The organism is Streptomyces sp. NPDC101191 (assembly GCF_044767915.1).
In the GTDB taxonomy this organism is placed as follows: Bacteria; Actinomycetota; Actinomycetes; order Streptomycetales; family Streptomycetaceae; genus Streptomyces.
This window is the reverse complement of record NZ_JBIWOU010000007.1, coordinates 425,443-447,933: the sequence shown is the minus strand read 5'-3', so window position 1 is coordinate 447,933 and position 22,491 is coordinate 425,443. Positions and strand designations below refer to the sequence as shown.

Here is a 22,491-nt window from a genome sequence, read left to right as displayed (position 1 = left end):
GCCACCCCGGACGGGGCGGTGCCCCCGGACAGGGCGGTCACCCCGGACAGGGCGGTGCCCCCTGACGGAGCGGGCGCCGTGGGGGCGGCCGGGGCCTGACCGGGCGTCATCGGCGGGTCTCCTGAGGCGTGCTGACGTCGAGGGACGTCCCGCACGCGTCATGGGCCGCGAGGAAGGCGGCGGTCGCGCGCGGCCAGGAGAAGAGTTCGGCGCGGGTGCGGGCGGCCGCACGGCGCGGCTCCTCGGCCCGGGCGATCAGGGTGCGGACGGCGCGGGCGAAGGAGGCGGGATCGTCGGCGGCGCAAGCGCCCGCGTCCGCGACGACCTCGGGGAGGGCCGAGGAGGCACTGCACACGACGGGGGTGCCGCAGGCGAGCGCTTCGAGGGCGGCGAGGCCGAAGGTCTCGGCGGGTCCCGGGGCCAGGCACACGTCGGCCGCCGCCTGGAGGTCGGCGAGGGCCTCGCGGTCGGCCAGGTGGCCGAGGAAGCGCACCGGGAGCCGCCGGTCCCGCGCGCGGCGCTCCAGGGCGCGCCGCAGCGGCCCGTCGCCGGCGACGACGAGCGCGGCCCGCACGCCCTGGGCGCGCAGCACCGCGAGCGCGTCGAGGGCGGTGCCGGGGCGCTTCTCGACGGAGAGCCGCGAGCACAGCACGAGCAGCACCCGCTCGCCGGCCGCGTAGCGGGCCCGCACCACGGCGCTGCGTCGCTCGGGCCGGCAGCGGCCCAGGTCGACGCCCAGCGGCGCCCGTACGACATTGCGCGCCCCGATCCGCACGAACTCCCGCTCGGCCCATTCCGTGGTGCAGACGATCCTCGAATAGGCCCATGCCGTACGGCGGTTGAGCCGGTCGGCGGCCCGCTCCGCGAGCGCGCCCGGCACGCCCCAGGTGCGGAGCACCCCGTCGGCGGTCTCGTGGGAGACCATCACGGACGGCACCCGGGCGCGGCGGGCCCACTCCCCCGTCCACCGCAGCGTGGTGCGGTCGGAGACCTCCAGACGGTCGGGCGCGAGCTCCTCCAGGAGCCGGCGCAGGCGGGGCCGGTCGGCGAGGACGCGGTAGCCGCCGGTGCCGGGGACCCCGGGGCCGGCCAGGGTGATCACCCGGCCCTGTTCGGTCTGCCGGTCGCTCGCCACGTCGCCGGGGATGACGAGGACCGGCTCGTGGCCGGCGGCGCGGTAGCCGCGGCCGAGCTGGTCCAGGGCGGTGCGCAGGCCGCCGGAGGTGGGGGTGACGAAGTTGGCCAGGCGGACGATGCGCAGCGAACCTTCGGTGCCGGTCACGCGGCCACCGCCGTCCGCTCGCGCAGCACGTCCCGGTAGTGCCCGATCAGTTCGTCCCCGACGGCCTCCCAGGTGCGGCGTTCGACGGCGGCCCGGCCCGCTGCGCCGTAGGCGGTGCGCAAGGCGGGCGCGGCCGCCAGGGCGGCGACGGCGTCGTGCAGGGCGTCGGGGTCCCCGGCCGGGACGAGGAGCCCGGTGCGGCGGTGCGCGACCAGGTCGAGGGGCCCGCCGGCGGCGGGGGCGACGACGGCGACGCCGCTCGCCATGGCCTCCTGCACGGTCTGACAGAAGGTCTCGTACGGCCCGGTGTGGGCGAACACGTCGAGCGAGGCGAAGATCCGGGCCAGGTCGGTCCCGGTACGCCGGCCCAGGAACACGGCGCCGGGCAGCGCGTCGCGCAGGCCCGGCCCGCTGGGCCCGTCGCCGACGACCACGGCCCGGACGCCGGGCAGCCGGCAGGCCCGGGCGAGCAGGTCGACGCGCTTCTCGGGCGCGAGCCGGCCCACGTAGCCGACGATCGTCTCGCCGCCGGGAGCGAGCTCGCGGCGCAGCCGCTCGTCGCGGAGCCCGGGGCGGAAGCGTTCGGTGTCGACGCCGCGCCGCCAGAGCCGTATCCGTCCGACGCCGTGGGCCTCCAGGTCGCGTACGGCGGCGGTGGACGGTGCGAGGGTCCGGTCGGCGGCGCCGTGCACGGCGCGCAGCCGGCGCCAGGCGGCGGACTCGCCGGCGTTGAGGTAGGTACGGGCGTATCCGGCGAGGTCGGTCTGGTAGACGGCGACGGCCGGCAGCCCGAGGCGGGTGGCGGCGGTCATGCCGCGCACGCCGAGGACGAAGGGGCTCGCCAGGTGGACGATGTCGGCTCGGTGCGCGGCGATGGCGGCGGCGACCCGCCGGCTGGGCAGCGCGACCCGCACCTGGGGGTAGCCGGGGAGCGGCAGGGAGGGGACGCGGACGACGGGGCAGGGCGCGTCGGCGTCCGGGCCCAGGGCGGCTGCGGGAACCGCGGGGGCCACGACCAGGGGGTCGTGGCCGCGGCGGACGAGGTGGCGGGCGGTCTGCAGGGCGCAGTGCGCCACACCGTTGACGTCGGGCGGGAAGGACTCGGTGACGATGACGACACGCATACCCGTGTTGTCGTCGGATTCGGCGTGTCCCCGTCAAAGTGGATCTGGACACCCGGGGAACGTCCCATGAGCAATTGCCCCGGGCGTCACGCGGTACGTCCCGGCGCGGGCGCGCCACGCCGCGGCCCCCGGCACGGAAGCGGGGGCGGCCCCGTCGGCCGCCCCCGCTCACCCGGTCACGTGGGCGTCAGACCTGCAGGTCGAGGTCCGGCCCTATCCGGTTGCGCACGGCCGTCTGGACCTCCGCCTCCTCGGCGGGGTCGGCGGCGAGCCGGCGCAGGCGCTCGGCGACGCGTACGTCACCCGTCTCGGCGTGGAGCGCGGCGAGCTCGCGGGTCGTCTCCTCGCAGTCCCACAGGCACTCGACCGCGAATCCGTTCGCGAAGCCGGCGTCGGTGGCGGCGAGGGCGCGCGCGGTGCGGCCGCGGAGCTGGGAGGAGGCGGTCTCGCGGTAGACGTGGCGCAGCACGGGGGCGGCGCACGCGATGCCGAGGCGTCCGGCGCCGTCGACGAGGGGATAGAGGGCGAGGGCGTCGGGGCCCTGGGCCCGGACCGTCTCGCGGAGGGCACCGAGGACGAGGGGGGAGTCCTCGGGGCCGCCGCGGAAGGCGAGCGTGCCGGCCGCGGCCGCGCCGAGCGCGTCCGGGCGGTGGATCCAGCCGCGGGCGCGGTCGACGGCGGCTTCGCCGCTCATGCGCTGGTACGCGGCGACGGCGGCGTCGGCGACCGTGCGGGAGCCGTCGCCGACGGCGAGCTCGACGAGGTCGAGGACCGCGGGGTCCTGCGACTCGGCGAGGTAGTGCAGGGCGGCGCAGCGGGCTCCGTCGGGGCCGCTGCGGGCGGCGCCGAGGATGGTGTCGCGGTCCTCGGGGCCGGCGACGGCCGTCAGGCAGCGGGCGGCGGGCCCGTGCAGCTCGGCGCCGCGCTCGTGGCCCTCCTGGGCCCAGTCGAGGACGGCCTGGACGCTCCAGCCGGGGCGGGGGCCGGTGGGGCGGAGCTGGCGCTGCCAGCGGTCGAAGGAGCCCTGTTCGCGGGCGGCCTTGATCCGGGCGCCGACGGACTCCCTGGGGTCCTCGGCCCACAGGCGCCAGGGCCGTGGCTCGAAGGCGTCGCGGACGGTGGCGGCGAGCTCGGCCTCTCCCTCGGCGGTGGCCGGGAAGCGGGCGAGCACGGGTGCGGCGAGGGCGCGCAGGCCCGCGTCGTCGTCGCGCAGGGCGAGCTCGTCGAGGGCCCACGCCCAGTTGGTCCCGGTGGCGGCGTAGCGCCGCAGGAGCAACAGGGCGTCCTGGCGTCCGTAGGAGGCGAGGTGCCCGAGGACGGAGAGCGCGAGCCCGGTCCTGCACTCCTCGGTGTCGAGGTGGTCCTCGGCTCCGAAGAGGTGCGCCTCGATCTCCTCCAGACCTCCGTGGAGGTCCAGGTAGAGCCGTGCGTAGTAGAGGGAGCGGTTCTCGACCTGCCAGTCGTGGCGGGGATCGTCGAGAACGCAGTGGTTGAGGGCCGCGACGGCCTCGGCACGTGGCGCGGCGAGCGCGTGGAGGGTGCCGTCGCCGCGGCCCCTCTGCAGCAGACCGAGCAGGGTGCCGCTCGGCGCTATGACTGGATCGAACATGGAAGACGCCTCACATCAAGCTGTCGACACGACCGGGGGGAGTCCCGGGATGAACCGGGTCAGGCTGTTCGCCTAGGCCGTGCGGCAACATGTCGGGCCGCCCGTCGTCCTGCGCTTGCCAGTGACCATCTTCCTCTGCCTCTCGTCGGTGGCCCCCTGCGGGCCCGACGTCATGATGACCCACCCATTTCGCCACCGCGACCACATTTACGGCGCCGTCTCACCTGGGGTTCAACCCTTGTTCACCCGGTTCGTTCACCGTGCGCCGAAGAGGTCCAGGAGTTCCGTCTTCCCGAACATCCGCGCCGTATCCACGGCGGACGGAGTTCCGGCTTCCGGATTCGCCCCGCCGGCGAGGAGCGCGCGGACCACGGCGTCCTCGCCCTTGAAGACGGCGCCGGCGAGCGGGGTCTGGCCGCGGTCGTTGGCGCGGTCGGCGTCGGCGCCGCGGGTCAGCAGGGCGGTGACCGCCGCGGCGTGGCCGTGATAGGCGGCGAGCATGACGAGCGAGTCGCCCTTCTCGTTGCCGAGGTTCACCGGGACGCCGGCGTCGAGGTACGCGGCGAGGGTCACCGCGTCCCCGGTGCGCGCCAGGTCGAAGACCTTGGAGGCCAGCTCGACGACCTCGGGGTCCGGGGTCTCGTTCTCGCTCATCGTTCACAACCACCCTTCGTGCTCGTCCCCGCACGCCGGGCGCGGCCGTACGAGTGAATCGACAGGGTACTGCCCGTCGGACGACATGAGGGGGCGCGTCCGCGGCAAGGATCACCGCAGCTCGCACCGGGGAACCGGTGCACTACCGCACCCGGCGGGTTTCGCCACCCGGGGGGCGGGTGGCCGTCCGCCGGTCAAGTGAAATAGCCAGCGATTCACCCAATTGCACCTTTAGTCATATAGATACTCGCCGTGAACCTGGAAGGACTCAAGGTGACTGTCCCCTCAACCAGGAGAACACCTCATGATCCTGTCCTTCTCAGTGGTCGTCCTTCTCGGCATCGTCTGCTTCTTGTTCTTCAAGAAGGACGGACTCAAGGTCTCGCACGCGCTCGTCTCGGCGCTCTTCGGCTTCTACCTGGCGGGCACGGCCATCGCCCCCAGCATCACCGCCGGCGGCCAGAGCCTCGCCAGCCTCTTGGGCGGGATCAAGTTCTGACCTCCCTCCACCCCTTCCACCCCTTCAGGAGTACGACGTGGCCCGGCGACCACTCCCCCGCATTCTGAGCAGCGGCAGCGCCCAGATCGCTCGCAGCCGAGAGATCGCGCGCACGGCCGCCGACAGCGCCACCGACGTGCTCCATCCGCTGATCACCATCTCGCGTGGTCTGCGGAAGCTGGCCGCGACCGCGCGCGCCAGGTGGGCCGCGACCCCCAAGGAGCGGCGTGGTCCCACGCTGTTCCTGGTCGCGGCCTGCATCCTGGTCGTCGCCCTCGTGCCGTACGGCCCGCTCCTCGCGCTCGTCGCGGTGATGGGCGCGGCCGCCTGGCAGGGCCGTGAGCGCCCGGTCGTCAAGACCGGGCCCGACGAGGCGGAGATCGCCCGGCTGAAGGGCCTCTACGAGGCGCTGGTGCCGTATCTCTCGCACCCGGACGACCCCGAGCCGCTCTTCTCCCACGGCGGCGACTGGAGCGGCGCCTTCTCGGACCACGCCTTCGACGAGGACGGGCGGCTCACGCAGCTGCGGATCTCCTACCCCCCGTACTTCACCGACGGCGAACCGGCCGCACGGGCCCGGATCGAGCAGCTGCTGCACGCCAAGTCGGGCCGCGGCCGCGAATACCTCTTCGACTGGGACGAGGAGGGCAACCGGCTCACCCTCCACGTGCTGCCCGCGCTTCCCACGACGATCGCCGCGCAGCGCTTCGTCACCGTGCCCGGCGAGACCGTACTCGGCTTCACCGACGCGGACGCCGTCCAGCGCACCGTGCCGGTCCGGGCCTCCGACGGCACCGAGGACGCCCCGGCCGTCGTCTGGCGCACCGGCCCCCGCTCCACCGAGCCGCACCTGCTCGCCGTCGGCCAGCCCGGCAGCGGCACCACCTCCCTGCTGCGCTCGATCGCGCTCCAGGCCCTGCCGCACGGCGACGTCCTGATCGTCGAGGGCAGCGGCACCGGCGAGTACGCGTGCCTCGTCGGCCGGGACGGCGTGCTCGCCGTCGAGTGCGGCCTCTCGGGCGCGCTCGCCAGCCTGGAATGGGCCGCCCACGAGACCGAGCGACGTCTGATCGCCGCGAACCGGGCCCGCCAGGCCGGGCACGCGGCGCCCGAGGACACCCGTCGCCCGCTGTGGATCCTGCTCGACCGGCCGAGCGTCCTCGGACACCTGGCCGCCGCCGACGGCCGTCCCGACCCGCAGGACCTGCTCCAGGTGCCCCTGCGGCACGGGCGCGCCGCACAGGTGACGGTCGTGGTGGCCGAGCAGTTCGACAGCCTGGACGCGCTCGGCGAGACCGTACGGAGCCACACCCGCGCCCGGGTCGTGCTCGGGCCCGCCGCGGCGGAGCAGATCGCGGCCGTCCTCGGCGCCGGGCCGCACACCACCCCGGTGCCGGACGTGCCGCCCGGACGCGGATACGCCCGGCTCGGCGCCGGCCCGGTGCTCCGCCTGCAGGTCCCGGCGACGCCCGACCCGTACGACGACGCGACCGCCGAGGCGCACCGCAGGGCGGTCCTGGAGCTGCTGCCGGAGCGCCGTACGGCGACGTCCGCGGCGATCGAGACCGTGCCGGGCTCGGCCCCCGAGCCGGAACCTGACACCGACACGGCGCCGGCCCTGCGCAAGGAGCCGGGCGCCACCCCGTTCCCCTCCCCCGTCCCGGCGGAGGGCTGAGCGCCCGCCGTACGCACGAGTGAGGGGCCGCACCCATCCCGGTGCGGCCCCTCACTCGTGCGTGCGCCCGGACGCGCCTCAGGCCACGAAGGGCCGGGGCGTCTCCACCCCGGCGCCCGCGCCCGAATCCACCAGGCGGGCGGCCGCGGCCAGCCGGGCGGCGGCCTCGTCGGCGACCGGGCCGCCGACGGTGAAGGGCAGCCGGACGTAGCCCTCGAAGGCGCCGTCGACGCCGAAGCGGGGCCCGGACGGGACGCGCACGCCGACCCGTTCCCCGACCTCGGCGATCCGCGAGCCGGACAGGCCTCCGGTGCGCACCCAGAGGGTGAGACCCCCGCGCGGGACCTCGAACTCCCAGTCGGGCAGCTCGCGGCGGACGGCGGACACGAGCGCGTCGCGGTTCTCGCGGGCCTGGCCGCGGCGCAGGCCGACGGCCTCCTCCCAGCCGCCGGTGCGCATCAGCCAGTTCACGCCGAGCTGCTCCAGGACGGGGGTGCCGAGGTCCGCGTAGGCGCGGGCCGCCACCAGGGAGCGGATGACGTCGGGCGCGGCGCGCACCCAGCCGATCCGCATGCCGGCCCAGAACGCCTTGCTCGCCGAACCGACGGTGATCACCGTGGCTCCGGCGGGGTCGAAGGCGCAGACCCGCCGGGGCATGTGGAGGTCCTCGTCGAGGAACAGCTCGGTCATCGTCTCGTCGACCACGAGCACCGTGCCGGCCGAGCGGGCCGCCTCCACGAGCTGCCGTCGCTGGTCCTCGTCGGCGAGGGCGCCGGTGGGGTTGTGGAAGTCGGCGACGACGTACGCGAGGCGGGGAGCCGCGTCCCGCAGCACCTGGCGCCAGCGGCCGAGGTCCCAGCCGGCGAGCCCCTCGGCCATGGCGACGGGCACGAGCCGGGCACCGGCCTCCCGCATCAGCTGGAGGATGTTGGCGTACGACGGGGACTCGACCGCGATCCGCTCGCCGCGGCCCGCGAAGAGGTGGCAGATCGCGTCGATCGCGCCCATGGCGCCGGTGGTCACCATGATCTGCTCGGGCATCGTCGGGATGCCGCGCTCGGTGTAGCGGTCGGCGAGCATCTGCCGCAGCGCGGGCAGCCCGGCCGGGTAGTCGCCGTGGGTGTGCGCGTACGGCGGCAGCTCCTCCAGGGCACCCTGGATGGACCGGGTGAGCCAGGGCTCGGGCGCGGGCAGCGCGGCGCAGCCCAGGTCGATCATCGAGCCGAGCGACTCGGGCGGCAGCGGTTCGAGACCGCGGGCGGGCAGCGGATTGCCGGCCGGGACGGCGGTCCAGCTGCCGGCGCCGCGCCGGGACTCCAGGAAGCCCTCGCTGCGCAGCGCCTCGTAGGCGGCGGCGACGGTGGTCCGGCTCACGGTGAGGGCGAGGGCCAGTTCGCGCTCGGCGGGCAGCCGGGCGGCGACCGGGACCCGGCCCTCCAGGACGAGCAGGCGGATGCCGTCGGCGAGGGCGCGGTAGGCGGGCGGCTTGCGGGCGCCGTGCACGGCGGGCCGGGGCTGCTGCGCCTTGAGCTGTCGGGCGAGCTGGGCAGGCCCCACGGCCGAGGTCCACTGGGCCATGGAAATCAGTCCACCTTCCGCGAATTGGCCATGGTTGGCATGTCGCCTCCCGCCACAGAGTGTCATGAGCCAGTCCACCATCACCACTCCGGTCGTCACACACCGGGTCGTCTCCCAGGGGGGCAGTCCCTTGTCCATCGCCTCCGGTCTCCGCGGCCGGCATCTGACCCGCCGACTCGTCCAGCTCTACGCCGGTCTCGCGCTCTACGGGATCAGCTCGGCGCTGCTCGTGCGCGGCGGCCTCGGCCTGGAGCCGTGGGGCGTGCTGCACCAGGGCCTCGCCGAGCGGACGGGGCTCAGCATCGGCGTCGTGTCGATCATCGTGGGGGCGGCCGTGCTCCTGCTGTGGATCCCCATCCGGCAGAGGCCGGGCCTGGGCACCGTCTCCAACGTCTTCGTCATCGGCCTCGCCATGGACGGCACCCTGGCCCTGGTCCCGGAGACGGACGGCCTCCCGGCCGGGATCGCGCTGCTGCTCCTCGGCATCGTGCTGAACGGCGCGGCGACCGGCCTCTACATCGCGGCCCGCTTCGGCCCCGGCCCGCGCGACGGCCTGATGACCGGTCTGCACCGGCTGACGGGCCGCTCCATCCGGCTGGTCCGGACGGCGATCGAGGTCGCGGTGGTCGCCACGGGCTTCCTGCTCGGTGGCTCGGTGGGCGTCGGCACGGTGCTCTACGCGCTGGCGATCGGACCCCTGGCGCAGTTCTTCCTGCGGTGGTTCGCGGTGCCGGAGGAGGACAGCGGTTCTCACGGCGCCGACGCCCCGGCGACCGCGTCCGCCGCCCCGGACCCCGGATCACCCCTGCGGGAGGGTGGATCCGCCCTCTCGGACCCCGCAGCCGGTGTCCCGGACCCCGCATCCGGGGTCGCGGACCCCGCATCCGGCGTCCGGGCGGCCTGATCCGACATTCCGGATTCGGGCTCCCGTCCCGTCGTACCGGGAGCAACGATTCAGATTCCCGGCTCCGAACCCGTTGCCCGCACTACACCCGATCAGGCCATACTGCGGCGGTGACGCGCGTACCCCACCCCTACCTCGCCCATCCGGCCCCCATCCCCTTCGCCCACCGCGGCGGCACGGCGGACGGTCTGGAGAACACCGCGGCCGCCTTCCGGCGGGCCGACGCGGCCGGCTACCGGTACTTCGAGACCGATGTCCACACGACCGCGGACGGGCGGCTCGTGGCCTTCCACGACTCGACGCTGGACCGGGTCACGGACGTCCAGGGCCGGATCCGCGACCTGCCGTGGGCGGCGGTCCGGGAGGCCCGGGTGGCCGGCAAGGAGCCGCTGCCGCTCTTCCAGGACCTCCTGGAGGAGTTCCCGGAGGCCCGCTGGAACGTCGACCTGAAGACCGAGTCGTCCCTGGTGCCGCTGCTCGACCTGATCCGCAGGACCGACGCCTGGGACCGGGTGTGCGTCAGCTCCTTCACCGAGTCCCGGATCGCCCGGGCCCAGAAGATCGCCGGGCCGAGGCTGGCCACCTCGTACGGGGTGACCGGCGTCCTCGCCCTGCGACTGCGTTCCCTCGGGATCCCGGCGGCGCTGCGCGCGGGCGCGGTCGCCGCCCAGGTCCCGGAGCGCCAGGCCGGCATCACGGTGGTGGACCGGCGCTTCGTGCGCGAGGCGCACGCCCGCGGTCTCCAGGTGCACGTGTGGACCGTGAACGATCCCGCACGGATGAACTCTCTCCTCGACCTGGGGGTCGATGGCATCATGACCGATCATCTGGAGACGCTGCGCGAGGTCATGACCGAGCGGGGAGTCTGGTCCTGAAGGGCCGGAACCCGCGCGCGCGTCCCGTCCACGGGGACGAACGAGGGGGCGCACGCGTGACCGCAGGGACCACCGATCCGGACGGCCTGACCGTCGACCCGGCCGAGCGCCGGCGCGAGCAGCGGGGCTGGTACTTCTACGACTTCGCGTGCTCGGTCTACTCGACCAGCGTCCTGACCGTCTTCCTGGGGCCGTACCTGACCTCGGTCGCGAAGGCGGCGGCGGACGCGGAGGGCTTCGTGCACCCGCTGGGCATACCGGTGCGGGCCGGCTCCCTCTTCGCGTACGCCGTCTCCGTCTCGATCGTCGTCGCCGTGCTCGTGATGCCCCTGGTGGGCGCCGCGGCCGACCGTACGGGCCGAAAGAAGCCGCTCCTCGCCGCCTCGGCGTACGTGGGCGCGGCCGCGACCACGGGGATGTTCTTCCTGGGCGGCGAGCGCTATCTCCTCGGGGCCTTCCTGCTGATCGTCGCGAACGCGTCGCTGTCGGTGTCGATGGTGCTCTACAACGCGTACCTGCCGCAGATCGCCGAGCCCGACGAGCGGGACACCGTGTCCTCGCGCGGCTGGGCCTTCGGCTACACCTCGGGCGCGCTGGTCCTGGTGCTCAATCTGGTCGTCTACTCGGGCCACGAGTCCTTCGGCCTCTCGCAGGGCATGGCGGTACGGATCTGTCTCGCCTCGGCCGGTCTGTGGTGGGGCGCCTTCACGCTCGTCCCGCTGCGCCGGCTGCGCGACCGGCGCATCCCCCGCGAGCACGGCGAGGGCGCCGTCGGCAGCGGCTGGAAGCAGCTGGTCGCCACGCTGCGGGACATGCGCCGCCATCCGCTGACGCTGTCCTTCCTCCTCGCGTACCTGATCTACAACGACGGCGTGCAGACGGTGATCTCGCAGGCCTCGGTGTTCGGCTCCGAGGAACTGGGCCTGGACCAGACGACGCTGATCACGGCGGTGCTCCTGGTGCAGGTCCTGGCGGTGGCGGGCGCGCTCGGCATGGGCCGGATGGCGCGGTCGTACGGCGCCAAGCGCACGATCCTGGGGTCGCTGGCGGTGTGGACCGGGATCCTGCTGGCCGGCTACTTCCTGCCGGCCGACGCGCCGGTCTTCTTCTACTGTCTGGCGGCGGCGATCGGCCTGGTCCTGGGCGGCAGCCAGGCGCTGTCGAGGTCGCTTTTCTCACATCTGGTGCCGCGCGGCAAGGAGGCGGAGTACTTCTCCGCCTACGAGATGAGCGACCGGGGACTGAGCTGGCTGGGTCCTTTGGTGTTCGGTCTCGCGTATCAGCTGACCGGGAGCTATCGGGATGCCATCATCTCCCTGGTGATCTTCTTCGCCGTCGGCTTCGTCCTGCTCGCCAGGGTCCCGGTGCGCCGCGCCGTGGCCGCCGCGGGCAACCCCGTGCCCGACCGGATTTAGACGCGGGAATGAAAGAGCGGTAGTGTACGCGTTTGGCCTGCCAGGCGGACCGTTACTGCGTGCTCACTTGGTGAAGACGTTGCGTTACATCTGCTGCCAGATGTGACAAAACGGGCACTGGTGGGTACAACAAGGGGCGGCACGACGGGCGACGCATGACCCGGAACGGGAATCTTTACCGCCGACCGGACGTTGACCGGATGACGACGACAGCGACACCTGTCCTGTGGGCGACAAGCCCGGGAGGCACGATTCATGAGTGAGCGAGCTCTTCGCGGCACGCGCCTCGTGGTGACCAGCTACGAGACCGACCGCGGCATCGATCTGGCCCCGCGCCAGGCGGTGGAGTACGCATGCGAGAAGGGGCATCGTTTCGAGATGCCCTTCTCGGTCGAGGCGGAAATTCCGCCGGAGTGGGAGTGCAAGGTCTGCGGAAGCCAGGCACTTCTGGTGGACGGGGACGGCCCCGAGGAGAAGAAGGGCAAGCCGGCGCGTACGCACTGGGACATGCTCATGGAGCGGCGTACCCGCGAGGAGCTGGAGGAGGTGCTGGCCGAACGGCTGGCCGTCCTTCGGTCCGGCGCCATGAACATCGCCGTGCATCCGCGCGACAGCCGGAAGTCCGCCTGACGGACGGCCGCACGGCCTGAGAGAGCAACGCCGCGGGGCCCGGTACACACATCGTGTACCAGGCCCCGCGGCGTTCGCGTGCGTGCGGGACGGTCCGGCCGGTACGGGTTCCTCGTCCGCGTCTCGCCCGTACGGCCCTGCACGGAGACGGCGCGGGGCTCGCCCGTACGGCCCTGCACGGAGACGTCGCGGGCCTCGCCGTACGGCCCCTGTACGGAGGTCCGGACGGCGGAGGTCCGTCGGCCGGACGGACGAAACCCCCGGGGCCGGACGGTCGCGGAGCCTCGGCAGGTCCCGTAGGCCTCGGCGCAGGCCCGACGGCTGGGCACGGGTGTCCCGCGGGGGGCTGGGCGGCGGGTCCCCTGGAGCGCGCGGCCCTCACGACGCCGGGCAGAGGTCCGACCCGGGCCCCGCCGATGCCCGGAGGGTCCAGGGACGCGGGCGAGGTGGGCAAGAACGCGGCGGACGCCCCTCCCACGCGGCAGGACCTGCGCGGGAGGGGCGTCCGCTCGACGTCGGCTTAGGGCATCAGGGCATCAGGGGCGGACGCGACCCGTCGGACCGCCGCGCCCCCTGGGGTGCGTCCTCGCGGATGACCTCACCCTGCACAACCTTCCCGTCCGGTCGGTGGATGCGGGCCTGCTGGAAGGCGTCCTGGAGGCTTCCGGGCTGCGCGGCGCTCATCCGGCGCTCCACAACCTTCTCCGCGTACCTGCCGACGGCCGTGCGGACCTGCGGGACGAGCAGCAGCAGACCGGCCGCGTCGGAAAGGAGGCCGGGGAGCATCAGGAGGAGTCCGCCGAGCATCAGGAAGCCGTTGCGGTCCTCCGCGCCGGCCCGGTCGGTCGCCGAGGGCGCCTCGCCGCGCTGCGCGGCCTCCTGGGCGCGCTGGAACGTACCGGTGAGGTTGGCGAAGGCCCGGCGGCCGGCGCGCTTGATCACGGCGGCGCCGAGCACGGCGCCGGCGAGGAGCAGCAGGAAGACGGCGAGGCCGCCCACCGCGTTCGCCACGACGGTGAGCAGCCAGATCTCCAGGACCAGCCAGGCGGCGAGGCCCAGCGGGAGGAACGTACGCGCGCGGGAGCGCTGGGGGGCGAGGGGAGGCGGTGCGCCGGTCGTCATGCCCCCAGTGTGCCTGGGGGCCCGCCGGAACGTCGTAAAGGAGAGATCAGTGCGACGGACCGGGCGCGGGGTCAGGCGGACCGGCGGCCGAGCAGCTTGCCGACCTTCTGCGCGCGGGCCGAGAGTCCCCAGCCGGTGACCCGCCACAGCGCCTCGACGAGGATGTCGCGGCTCATCTTGGAGTCGCCGATCTCGCGCTCGACGAAGGTGATGGGCACCTCGACGACGTGGTAGCCGGCGGCGACCGCGCGGCGGGCCAGGTCGACCTGGAAGCAGTATCCGGCGGAGGCGACCTCGTCGAGGCCGAGGCCCTCCAGGGTCTCCTTGCGGAAGGCCCGGTAGCCGCCGGTGACGTCACGGATCGGCACGTCGAGCATGAGGCGGGAGTAGAGGCTGCCGCCACGGGAGATGAACTCGCGGGACTTGGGCCAGTTCACGATCCGGCCGCCGGGCACCCAGCGGGAGCCGAGCACCAGGTCCGCGCCCTTGAGGGCGGTGAGCAGCCGGGGCAGCTCCTCCGGCTGGTGGGAGCCGTCGGCGTCCATCTCGACGAGCACGCCGTAGCCGTGGTCGATGCCCCAGCGGAAGCCGGCCAGGTAGGCGGCGCCGAGGCCCTCCTTGCCCTTGCGGTGCAGCACGTGGACGTGATCGTCCTCGGCGGCGATCTCGTCGGCGAACTTGCCCGTGCCGTCGGGGCTGTTGTCGTCGGCGACGAGGACGTGCGCCTCCGGCACCGCCTCCCGCACCCGCGCGACGATCGGCTTGATGTTCTCCGCCTCGTTGTAGGTCGGGATGATCACCAAGGCCTTGCCGAGCGGGCCGTAACGCCTCTGGCCACCGTCGTTCACTACTGCCCCTTCGGATACATACGCGAGCCCCCACCATAGCGAGCCTTGCGTGCGGGGTGCGGGATCGGGGCCCGGCGTCCTTCGGGCCGACCCGGGATCCGCTGGCTGCGGATCGACCGAGGCCGTTGTCTACTGAACGCCGGGGCCCCACCCGGGTCGCACCCTCCGCCGGAAAAACCTTCCCTCGCCCCCGAGGCGCGGGCGGCGTTCGGTGCCTGCGTGGAGGTTTGAAACCGGTCGGACGTCCTTGGTGGACGCGCCGAACCTACCGGCCGGTGGCGCCCCGCTGTCAACACCCGTTTGACCTGCGGCGATGAACCGTTCCCCCTGGTCGGCCAGGAAGATCCGCAGGTCGTGGGCGACCGCGGCCGGGATCGAGCGGCGGTACGAAATGTCCTTACGTCACTCGTTCGGCCGTACGAACACCGTTTGCCCGAAGACGACGGTCCGGAGGCATACGGGCAGCTCGCCACCAGGGGACAGATCGGGCAGACCGGGCGTCCCGGAGCGCGGATCGGTCGACCAGCGGGCCACCCGGTCGTCCGGCGCCTGGACCACCAGTTCGCCGGTGCGCCAGATCGCGTAGTCGGCCGGGGCACCGGGCACGAGGGTGCCGGCGTCGTCGCGGCCGACCGCGCGCCAGCCGCCCCGGGTGTGCGCGGTGAAGGCGGCGCGGACGGAGATCCGATGCTCGGGCGTCCGGTGGAACGCGGCCGCGCGCACGGTCCCCCACGGGTCGAGCGGGGTGACCGGGCTGTCCGAGCCGAAGGCGAGCGGCACGCCCGCGCGCAGCAGGGCGGCGTACGGGTTGAGGGCCCGGGCCCGCTCGACGCCGAGGCGGTCGGCGTACATGCCGTTCTCACCGCCCCAGTACGCGTCGAAGGCCGGCTGCACGGAGGCGGTGAGGCCCAGCTCGGCGAAGGCGGCGATCGACTCGGGGCTGAGCATCTCGGCGTGCTCGACACGGTGCCGGGCGGCCCGGATCCGGGCCAGGCCCAGCTTGTCGGCGGCGCCGCGGACGCCGTCGACGACCGCGTCGACGGCGGCGTCGCCGATGGCGTGGAACCCGGCCTGGAGGCCCGCCTCGGTGCAGCCCACGACGTGCGCGGTGACGGCGGCCGCGTCGAGGTGTGCGACCCCGGCGCCGGACCGGTCGGCGTACGGCTCGTGGAGGCAGGCGGTGTGCGAGCCGAGGGACCCATCGGCGAAGAGGTCTCCGGCCGCGCCGAGGGCACCCAGCGCGCGGGCCCGCTCGACGTCGAGGTCGGCCCAGTAGCCGACGATCCGGGGGCCGGGCTCGCTGCGGGCGAGGTCCAGCAGTCCGGTGAAGTCGTCCTCCGAGGAGATCTCCGGGCCGCCGCATTCGTGCAGGGTGCCGATGCCGAGCGAGGCGGCGTGCTGCCGGGCGGCGCGCTGCGCCTCGGCGCGCTGCTGCGGGGAGAGCGCGGCGTACGCGGCGGCCCGGACGGCGTGGTGGGCGTCGCCGGTGAGCGGCTGCCCGTCGCGGAAGCCGTCGCGCTCCCGGATGCCCGGGACGAGGTCGAGCATCGCGGTGGTGACGACGGCCGAGTGGACGTCGATCCGGGTGAGGTAGAGGGGGCGGCCGCCGGTGAGCTCGTCCAGCTCGGCGCGGCCCGGCGGGCGGCGCTCGGGCCAGCGGGCCGCGTCCCAGCCGTGGCCGATGAGGATCCGGTCGGCGGGGCGGGCGGCGGCGTAGGCGCGGATCCGGTCCGCCGCCTCGGCGAGCGAGACGGCGGCCGACAGGTCGAGCCCGGTCAGGGCGAGACCGGTGGCGGTGGTGTGCACATGGGCGTCGACGAACGCGGGGGTGACGAGCGCGCCCTCCAGGTCGACCACCTCGTCCACGCCGGAGACGAAGGCGTCGGCCGCGCCCTCGGAGCCCACCCAGGCGACGTGCCCGCGCTCCACCACCATGGCGGTGGCGAAGGGATCGGCGGGGCTGTGGACTTCTCCACCGCGCAACAGCACGGTGCGGTGTTCGTACGCGCTCATCCCACCAGGCTAGGGCGTGGTGGGACCCGAAACGCGCGCCGGGGCCCGGTGCGCGCGAGGTCGAGCCGCGCATGATCCGGAGGACCCGGGCCTAGGTGTGGGACAACACACCTAGATGCGCGGCGGCCGGGACTCGTAGGGGGTGGACAGGACGACGGTGGTGCGGCTGGAGACGTGGGCCTGGGAGCGGATGCGGCTGAGCAGGTGCTCCAGCTCCAGCGGCGTCGCGACCCGGACCTTGAGGATGTAGTTCTCGTCTCCCGCAACGCTGTGGCAGGCCTCGATCTCGGGGATGTCCGCGAGCCGGTCGGGGGTGTCGTCCGGGGCGCTGGGGTCGAAGGGTTTCACCGAGATGAAGGCGGTGAGCGGCAGGCCCACGGCCTCCGGGTCGACGACGGCGGCATAGCCGCGGATGACGCCGCGCTGCTCGAGCCGGCGAACGCGCTGATGCACGGCCGACGTGGACAGGCCCGTGGCCTTGCCCAGGTCGGTGTAGCTCATGCGTCCGTCCTTGACCAGCAACTCGACGATCTGACGATCCAGCTCCTCCATGCGGTGACCCTATTGCCCCGGAGGGGCGGCGGCACAGTCCGGACCGGCTCCTATCCCACCCTTTGGGCACTTGCGGGGCACCTGCGCCAGGCATGTGACGAACGCCACAGGTTTTGCGGGGTCTCGGGCGTGACCTCACGGTTATGCGGTCCGCCGCATGGGAATTGGTTGCTGTGGTCGAGGCCACTCAGATCCGGCCGACCCGTCCGAGGGGGAGATTCTCCATGCAGGAGCCTGTTGATTCCGTCGACACGTCCGACGAGCTCGACGCGTACGACACCTTTGAGATGTACCGGGTGATCTGCCCGGACTGCGAGCAGCCGATCGCGCTGCTCGCGGACGAGGACGTCCTGCCGGAGCACGCGCTCTGCCCGACGCCGTGGAACCCCTTCGTCCTGACGGTCTGCAGCGGCACCGGCCGGTTCGCCACCGAGACCCGTCCCGCCGACGAGACCCTCGAGGTCCAGGAGCAGGACACGGCCCTGCTCCTGACGCTCCCCCAGGGTCTGGACTGGCGGATGCAGCCCTTCTCGCACGTGGGCGGTCCGGGCTCGCGGCCCATCAAGCCTGCCCAGCTGCGCCGCGCGGCCTGAGCCGCGCGACCCGGCCCCGTTCACCAGTAGCGCCCCTGCACCATCGCCGCGAGCGTGGCGTGGTGCAGGATCAGCCCGTCGACGTCCCCGGCGTTCGCCGGCACCTGGACCTCGCCGAAGTACGCCTGGCGGTACGCGATCCTGAGCATCACGATCGCGTGCCGCAGCGCCGCGTACAGGGTGTGGAACTCCATGGCGCGCGGCGTGTGACCGGTGAGTTCGGCGTAGCGCCGTTCAATGGCGTCGCGGCGGAGGAAGTCCGGCAGTCCGGGCTGGCCGAAGCCCACGGTGAGGTCCTGGAAGAAGCGGTGCAGATAGACGGTCCAGCCGAGGTCGACCTCGCGCGGGGCGAAGGACGCCATCTCCCAGTCGAGGACGGCCGCGGGGCGGAATCCGTCGTAGACGATGTTGCCGATCCTGGCGTCGCCCCAGATGAGGACCGCCGGGCCCTCGTCGTCGGGCCAGTGCCGCTCCAGCCAGTCGAAGGCCGACTCGATGAGCGGTGAGGGTGCGAGCCCGTCCACCACCCACGCGTAGTAGGCGCGTTGGGCGTCGACGTGGCGGCGCAGCGGGCTGGCCTCGCCCGCCGGCATGAGGAACTCGGCCTCCTTCGCGGGGAAGCGGTCGTGCAGCCGGGCGAGCACACCGACCGACTCGGCCTCCAGCTCGGCCCGTTCGGCGTCCGTTGCGGCGTGCAGCCAGTTGCCCTCGTACGTGTAGGGCATGACGTCGGGCGGGACGCGGCCCTCGGCGCGGGCCATCACGAAGAACGGCGCGCCGAGCGGGCCGGGGTCCTCCTCCAGCCAGAGCACCCGGGGCACGGGGACGTCGGTGTGCTCGCCGACCAGGCGCATCACCCGGTGCTGGCGCGCCATGTCGTAGACGGGGAAGACGGTGTACGCGGCGGGGTCGGCGGCGAGCCGGAGCGCGCAGCCGCGGACCGGGGCGTCGGGGTGTTCCAGGTCGAAGAGCAGCGTCTCGCTGGACATGCCGTTGGAGCCGGGTACGGAGAGTCCGGTGACCCGGGCGCCGGGGAGCCGCCGGTCGAGCCAGGCGGTGAGCCGGCGGCCCAGCTCCTCGGGGTCCCGGGTGGTGGTGCGGGGTCGGGGCGCGGTGGCCATGGAGGCTCCTCGGGGCTCAGGGGGCGGTGGCGGCGTAGTCGGCGAACCCGCTGGGGTCGTGGCGGCCGAAGGAGCCGTGCTCGAAGATGCCGTAGCCGGTCCGGCCTTCGAGGGTGAAGCGGGCGGCGTGGTCGGTGACGCCGTAGGCGGCCATGGGGTGGGCGGTCGGGTCGGAGAGGTCGTAGACGCGCCGGTCGGTCCAGTTCCGGCCCTGCCAGCTGCCGTGCTGCCAGTCGGGGGCGGGCGGGTAGCCGGCGCCGACCGCGAGCGGGGAGGAGGCGAGGATCTCGACGCCGATCTCCAGGGGCTTGCCGGCCGGGTCGGTGACGTGCACGACGGCCCGTTCGGGGTCGCGGGTGCCGGGGCGGTAGGTGATGTCGGTACGGGGCCAGCCGAGCTGGGCGTCGCGCCGTCCGTCGCGTACCAGCAGGGCCTCGTTCAGGGTGCGGTAGCCGTCGGCGTCCTCCTGGGCGATGACCATGAGGAAGCGGTCCTCGAAGCGCATCGGTATCCAGAGCCAGTGGAAGCCCTCGGGGCGGAACTCCTCGGCACGGCCCGGCTCTTCGCCCGGCAGCGGGCGGACTCCCCAGCTGCGGTCGCGGGTGCCGGTCCACTCCCCCGCGGTGACGGCGAACTCCTCGCCGCCCGCCCGGATGGTGCCGGTGGCGTGGCCGGCCTGGACGAAGCGGCGACCCTCCAGGGTGAGGCGGTCGCCGCGGCGCTGGGTGTGGTGCGGCTCCCAGACGGTCGGGAAGTCCCCGGTCCACGCGAGATCGAAGGACAGCCCGTCCGGGTCGTCCGGGTCCGCCTCGCAGTGCAGACCGAGCCTCTTGAGGGGCTCGTCCACGGTGATGCGCAGCGGGCCGACCGAGAGGTCCATCCGGTCCTCGCCGAGGGCGTCGGAGGCGCGCACGGCGTGCAGCCGGTCGCCGGTGCGCAGGGTCGCGTAGGCGTCGACTACGCCGGCGTTGGGGTAGACGCCGAGACCGGCGATGAGCAGGGCGCCGCCGTGGTGGTCGAAGACGTGGAAGATGCACCGGTCATAGGCGTTCCGGTCGCCGCTGACGTGGTGCTTCATGGACAACGGCGCCTGGTGCACCGGGTATTCGTCGAGCGGGACGGGCCGGTCGTCTGACACGTGTGACCTCCTGGTCGGCGAGCAAGAATTGACGGTACGTCAGAAACTGCGTCGGGGGCCAGAGTCGTGCAGGGCGGCGGGCACCCGCGGGGCGGGGCGAGGGGACGATGGGGCGACTGGGGACGGGGGCGCGGGGGCCACGCGGCGACTGGGGACGGGGGCACGGGTACGGGTACGGGTACGGGTACGACGGGGCTACGGGGCACGGAAGACGACCGGGGAACGGGAACCGGCCCCGCGGAAGCGGAAGCGGCGGCGGGGCGGAGGCGCGCGGTCTCCGGGGGCGGTCGACGTGGGGCGCCGAAGCCCCCGGGGACGCGTCGAACTGCCGCTCTACGGGCCTCGGCGGTGACCGGCGGCGGGCCGGGAGCGTTGGACTGGGCATGAGCACGCTGTATACGACACCCAGCGGATACGGCCGGCACAGGCAGCCCGGGCCGCACTTTGAAGAATCGGTTCAGCAGGAAGGCCGGGCAGCCGTGCCGGCCGCAGCGCCGGCGGCCGCCCCCGCGCCGGCGCCGGCGCCCGGACCGATGCAGTCGCCCTCCCGCGGACCGATGCCGTCGCCCTCCCCGGGACCCGCGCCGGGGGCCGCGCCGGTCCCGCAGCCCGTGCCGGTGGCGGTGGCGGTGGCGGCGCCCGCGGCGGCGCCGACGCCGACCCAGGTGACCGCGTCCGCACCACCACCCCCGTCGCAGCACCCCGCGGACCCGCCCATCTACTCGGCGGTGCTCCTGCTGTGGGCCAGCCACGGCCGGACCCTGCCGGGCCACCGCGACCAGGAGTGGAGCCGGCTGGCGGCCGGTCCCGTCTGGGCCGACCGCACCGTACGGGTCAACGGGACTCTGGTCCGGCCAGGTGACGTGCGATGACCACGCGCTGGATCTGATTGGTGCCCTCGACGATCTGGAGCACCTTCGCCTCGCGCAGGTACCGCTCGACGGGGAAGTCCGCGGTGTAGCCGTAGCCGCCGAGCACCTGCACGGCATCCGTCGTGGTCCGCATCGCCGCGTCCGAGCAGAAGAGCTTCGCCATCGCCGCCTGCCGGCCGAACGGGCGGCCCTCGTCCCGCAGCCGCGCCGCCTCCAGGTACAGGGCCCGGCCGGCCTCCACCTGCGTGGCCATGTCGGCGAGGAGGAAGCGCAGGCCCTGGAAGTCCGCGATCGGCCGGCCGAACTGGCGTCGCTCGCGCGCGTAGCCGACGGCGGTGTCCAGTGCGGCCTGCGCCAGGCCCACCGCGCACGCCGCGATGCCGAGGCGCCCCGAGTCCAGGGCGGCGAGGGCGATCGTGAAGCCCTGGCCCTCCGCGCCGATGCGCCGCGCGTCCGGCACCCGGACGCCGTCGAGGTGCACCTGGGCGGTGGGCGAGCCCTTCATCCCCATCTTCCGCTCGGGCGCGGCGGCGCTGAGCCCCGGTGCGTCGCCGGGCACCAGGAAGGCGGTGACCCCCTTCGGACCCGCGCCGCCGGTGCGCGCCATCACGGTGTAGAAGTCGGCGATCCCGCCGTGGGTGATCCAGGCCTTCGTCCCTTCCAGCACCCAGTCGTCACCGTCGCGGACCGCCCTGGTGCGCAGGGCGGCCGCGTCGGAGCCCGAGGACGGCTCGGAGAGGCAGTACGCGCCCAGGAGGCCGCCGCCGAGCATCGCGGGCAGATGGGCGGCCCGCTGCGCGTCGGTGCCGAAGGCGGCCAGGGCATGACAGGACAGGCTGTGCACGCTCACGCCGAGGGCCACGGTGAGCCGGGCGGCGGCCAGCTCCTCCAGGACCTGGAGATAGACGGTGTACGGCTGGTCGCCGCCGCCGTACGCGGACTCGTACGGGAGGCCGAGCAGCCCTGAGGTGGACAGCAGCGAGAAGAGTTCCCGGGGGAAGTGACCGGCCTCCTCCTCCTCGGCGGCGCGGGGCGCGATCTCGCGCGCCGTGATCTCGCGGACGAGGGCGAACAGCTCCCGGGCCTCGTCGGTGGGCAGCCGGCGTTCCACGGGCTGCGGGGCGCGGTCGGGCATGGCGGCGCACTCCTCCCTGTCGGGCTTCGACACTGCGCCGATGCTGCCTCGGGGGCGGGGGGTACGGGGGCGGCCGGCGGCCGTGGCGGGTGGAGTATGCCCGTTCGGCGGCGCCTCCTCACCCCCGACGCCCGCACCTGCGCACCGACCCGCCCGGGAACCCCGCGTCCCCCCGCGTCCCCGCGTGCGGGCGCACAGCCGGGCGCGCGCCCCCTCGATGCCCCCTGGTGTGCGGCGTCGCCGGGGTGCGGGCGGGCGCAGGGCGCGGGCGCGCCGCCGGCGCGGTCCCGTGTGCCCACCCGTCCCGCCCCAGCGGGACGATTGCCCACACGGAGGCGGAGTTCGGCGGCGTCACCGTCGGGGGAGCGCGCGCACAGGGCGGCGTGAGAGCGCACACGGGGCGGTGAGCGCTCATGTGCCCGCACAGCGGGGGAGGCGGGGCTCGGGGCGTTGACTTGTTCGGGGGGCGGGTCTGCTGCCGCTCGCCCGGTCGGCAGGGCTCGTCGCCGTGGGGCTCACGGGCGTCGGGTCGGTGGGCGTCGGTCTCGTTGCGCTCGTCGCCGCGATGGTGCTGTGGCGCCGGCCGGCCTCGCCCGGGCAGGCCTGGGTGCTCGCCGGGCTGTCGTGCGCCGCGACCCTGCTCGGGGGCTACCCGGTCGGCGTGGTGCTCGGCGTGCTCGCCGGGTTCACATCCATCCGGTCCGGGTGACGAACAGGGCGAGGACGACCACCAGGGTCCAGCCGAGGAGGTGCTCCAGGACCTTCGGTCCGGTGTCCTTGGGGCCGCCGGTGCGCGCGCGGAGGCGCGCGGCGGCGTAGGAGGAAGCGGTCATGCGGGCCAGGGTGCCGGAG

Annotated in this window: 22 protein-coding genes; 8 read left to right on the top strand and 14 right to left on the bottom strand. The window is 74.2% G+C overall.

Annotated elements, in window-relative coordinates; genetic code table 11:
• Nucleotides 1-106: 106 nt before the first annotated feature.
• The 4 genes from ACIRQF_RS28225 to ACIRQF_RS28210 form a co-directional block, all read right to left on the bottom strand.
• Nucleotides 107-1,282, bottom strand: a complete 1,176-nt coding sequence (locus ACIRQF_RS28225; RefSeq protein WP_404096041.1) for a glycosyltransferase — start codon at nt 1,280-1,282, stop codon at nt 107-109.
• Complete coding sequence (locus ACIRQF_RS28220; RefSeq protein ID WP_404096038.1) at nt 1,279-2,406, bottom strand: glycosyltransferase family 4 protein; 1,128 nt, start codon at nt 2,404-2,406, stop codon at nt 1,279-1,281. Before ACIRQF_RS28220 ends, ACIRQF_RS28225 begins: the two co-directional genes overlap by 4 nt.
• A gap of 187 nt (nt 2,407-2,593) precedes the next feature.
• A complete protein-coding gene (locus ACIRQF_RS28215) occupies nt 2,594-4,015 on the bottom strand; it encodes a HEAT repeat domain-containing protein (RefSeq protein WP_404096036.1) in 1,422 nt (473 codons plus the stop codon).
• 255 nt (nt 4,016-4,270) lie between these two features.
• Nucleotides 4,271-4,669 carry an ankyrin repeat domain-containing protein gene (locus ACIRQF_RS28210; RefSeq protein WP_404096033.1) on the bottom strand — a complete coding sequence of 133 codons (399 nt, stop codon included), beginning with the start codon at nt 4,667-4,669 and terminating at the stop codon, nt 4,271-4,273.
• A gap of 304 nt (nt 4,670-4,973) precedes the next feature.
• On the opposite strand from ACIRQF_RS28210, the gene ACIRQF_RS28205 reads away from it, so the two are divergent.
• Both ACIRQF_RS28205 and ACIRQF_RS28200 read left to right on the top strand, forming a co-directional pair.
• A complete protein-coding gene (locus ACIRQF_RS28205; RefSeq protein WP_362537449.1) occupies nt 4,974-5,168 on the top strand; it encodes a hypothetical protein in 195 nt (64 codons plus the stop codon).
• Between the two features lie 37 nt (nt 5,169-5,205).
• Nucleotides 5,206-6,843, top strand: coding sequence for a hypothetical protein (locus ACIRQF_RS28200; protein ID WP_404096030.1), 1,638 nt, complete (start codon nt 5,206-5,208; stop codon nt 6,841-6,843).
• Between the two features lie 78 nt (nt 6,844-6,921).
• Here the strand turns inward: ACIRQF_RS28200 and ACIRQF_RS28195 are convergent, their stop codons facing one another.
• Nucleotides 6,922-8,421: a PLP-dependent aminotransferase family protein gene (locus ACIRQF_RS28195; protein WP_404096027.1), complete on the bottom strand. Its 1,500-nt coding sequence runs from the start codon at nt 8,419-8,421 to the stop codon at nt 6,922-6,924.
• Nucleotides 8,422-8,551: 130 nt separating this feature from the next.
• Here ACIRQF_RS28195 and ACIRQF_RS28190 point away from each other — a divergent pair, with 130 nt between their 5' ends.
• From ACIRQF_RS28190 to ACIRQF_RS28175, 4 genes are all read left to right on the top strand, one after another.
• A complete protein-coding gene (locus ACIRQF_RS28190) occupies nt 8,552-9,325 on the top strand; it encodes a YitT family protein (RefSeq protein WP_404096125.1) in 774 nt (257 codons plus the stop codon).
• A 110-nt stretch (nt 9,326-9,435) separates the two neighbouring features.
• The gene (locus ACIRQF_RS28185) at nt 9,436-10,200 is read left to right on the top strand and encodes a glycerophosphodiester phosphodiesterase (protein ID WP_404096024.1); all 765 of its coding nucleotides are present in this window, start codon (nt 9,436-9,438) and stop codon (nt 10,198-10,200) included.
• Between the two features lie 56 nt (nt 10,201-10,256).
• Nucleotides 10,257-11,615, top strand: coding sequence for an MFS transporter (locus ACIRQF_RS28180; RefSeq protein WP_404096021.1), 1,359 nt, complete (start codon nt 10,257-10,259; stop codon nt 11,613-11,615).
• 255 nt (nt 11,616-11,870) lie between these two features.
• On the top strand, nt 11,871-12,245 hold the full coding sequence (locus ACIRQF_RS28175) for an RNA polymerase-binding protein RbpA (protein ID WP_026278069.1): 375 nt from the start codon (nt 11,871-11,873) through the stop codon (nt 12,243-12,245).
• A gap of 528 nt (nt 12,246-12,773) precedes the next feature.
• Here the strand turns inward: ACIRQF_RS28175 and fxsA are convergent.
• From fxsA to ACIRQF_RS28155, 4 genes are all read right to left on the bottom strand, one after another.
• Nucleotides 12,774-13,367: an FxsA family membrane protein gene (gene fxsA / locus ACIRQF_RS28170; protein ID WP_404096018.1), complete on the bottom strand. Its 594-nt coding sequence runs from the start codon at nt 13,365-13,367 to the stop codon at nt 12,774-12,776.
• 71 nt (nt 13,368-13,438) lie between these two features.
• Nucleotides 13,439-14,215 carry a polyprenol monophosphomannose synthase gene (locus tag ACIRQF_RS28165; RefSeq protein ID WP_404096016.1) on the bottom strand — a complete coding sequence of 259 codons (777 nt, stop codon included), beginning with the start codon at nt 14,213-14,215 and terminating at the stop codon, nt 13,439-13,441.
• A gap of 402 nt (nt 14,216-14,617) precedes the next feature.
• The gene (locus ACIRQF_RS28160) at nt 14,618-16,228 is read right to left on the bottom strand and encodes an amidohydrolase (protein WP_404096013.1); all 1,611 of its coding nucleotides are present in this window, start codon (nt 16,226-16,228) and stop codon (nt 14,618-14,620) included.
• A 111-nt stretch (nt 16,229-16,339) separates the two neighbouring features.
• Complete coding sequence (locus ACIRQF_RS28155; protein ID WP_376637428.1) at nt 16,340-16,780, bottom strand: Lrp/AsnC family transcriptional regulator; 441 nt, start codon at nt 16,778-16,780, stop codon at nt 16,340-16,342.
• 224 nt (nt 16,781-17,004) lie between these two features.
• Between ACIRQF_RS28155 and ACIRQF_RS28150 the strand changes: the two genes are divergently transcribed.
• Entirely contained in the window at nt 17,005-17,373 is a 369-nt protein-coding gene (locus ACIRQF_RS28150; RefSeq protein ID WP_376637427.1) for a hypothetical protein, read from the top strand.
• A gap of 20 nt (nt 17,374-17,393) precedes the next feature.
• Here ACIRQF_RS28150 and ACIRQF_RS28145 read toward each other — a convergent pair whose 3' ends face one another.
• The 4 genes from ACIRQF_RS28145 to ACIRQF_RS28130 form a co-directional block, all read right to left on the bottom strand.
• Nucleotides 17,394-18,494 carry a phosphotransferase family protein gene (locus tag ACIRQF_RS28145; RefSeq protein ID WP_404096010.1) on the bottom strand — a complete coding sequence of 367 codons (1,101 nt, stop codon included), beginning with the start codon at nt 18,492-18,494 and terminating at the stop codon, nt 17,394-17,396.
• 16 nt (nt 18,495-18,510) lie between these two features.
• The gene (locus tag ACIRQF_RS28140; RefSeq protein WP_404096007.1) at nt 18,511-19,632 is read right to left on the bottom strand and encodes a hypothetical protein; all 1,122 of its coding nucleotides are present in this window, start codon (nt 19,630-19,632) and stop codon (nt 18,511-18,513) included.
• Nucleotides 19,633-20,089: 457 nt separating this feature from the next.
• Nucleotides 20,090-20,350: a hypothetical protein gene (locus ACIRQF_RS28135; RefSeq protein ID WP_404096004.1), complete on the bottom strand. Its 261-nt coding sequence runs from the start codon at nt 20,348-20,350 to the stop codon at nt 20,090-20,092.
• Nucleotides 20,351-20,466: 116 nt separating this feature from the next.
• Nucleotides 20,467-21,639, bottom strand: a complete 1,173-nt coding sequence (locus tag ACIRQF_RS28130; RefSeq protein WP_404096122.1) for an acyl-CoA dehydrogenase family protein — start codon at nt 21,637-21,639, stop codon at nt 20,467-20,469.
• A gap of 508 nt (nt 21,640-22,147) precedes the next feature.
• Here ACIRQF_RS28130 and ACIRQF_RS28125 point away from each other — a divergent pair.
• Nucleotides 22,148-22,348 carry a hypothetical protein gene (locus ACIRQF_RS28125; RefSeq protein ID WP_404096001.1) on the top strand — a complete coding sequence of 67 codons (201 nt, stop codon included), beginning with the start codon at nt 22,148-22,150 and terminating at the stop codon, nt 22,346-22,348.
• Here ACIRQF_RS28125 and ACIRQF_RS28120 read toward each other — a convergent pair.
• Nucleotides 22,326-22,472 carry an SCO1431 family membrane protein gene (locus ACIRQF_RS28120; RefSeq protein WP_376637422.1) on the bottom strand — a complete coding sequence of 49 codons (147 nt, stop codon included), beginning with the start codon at nt 22,470-22,472 and terminating at the stop codon, nt 22,326-22,328. The genes ACIRQF_RS28125 and ACIRQF_RS28120 overlap by 23 nt on opposite strands.
• Nucleotides 22,473-22,491 lie beyond the last annotated feature (19 nt).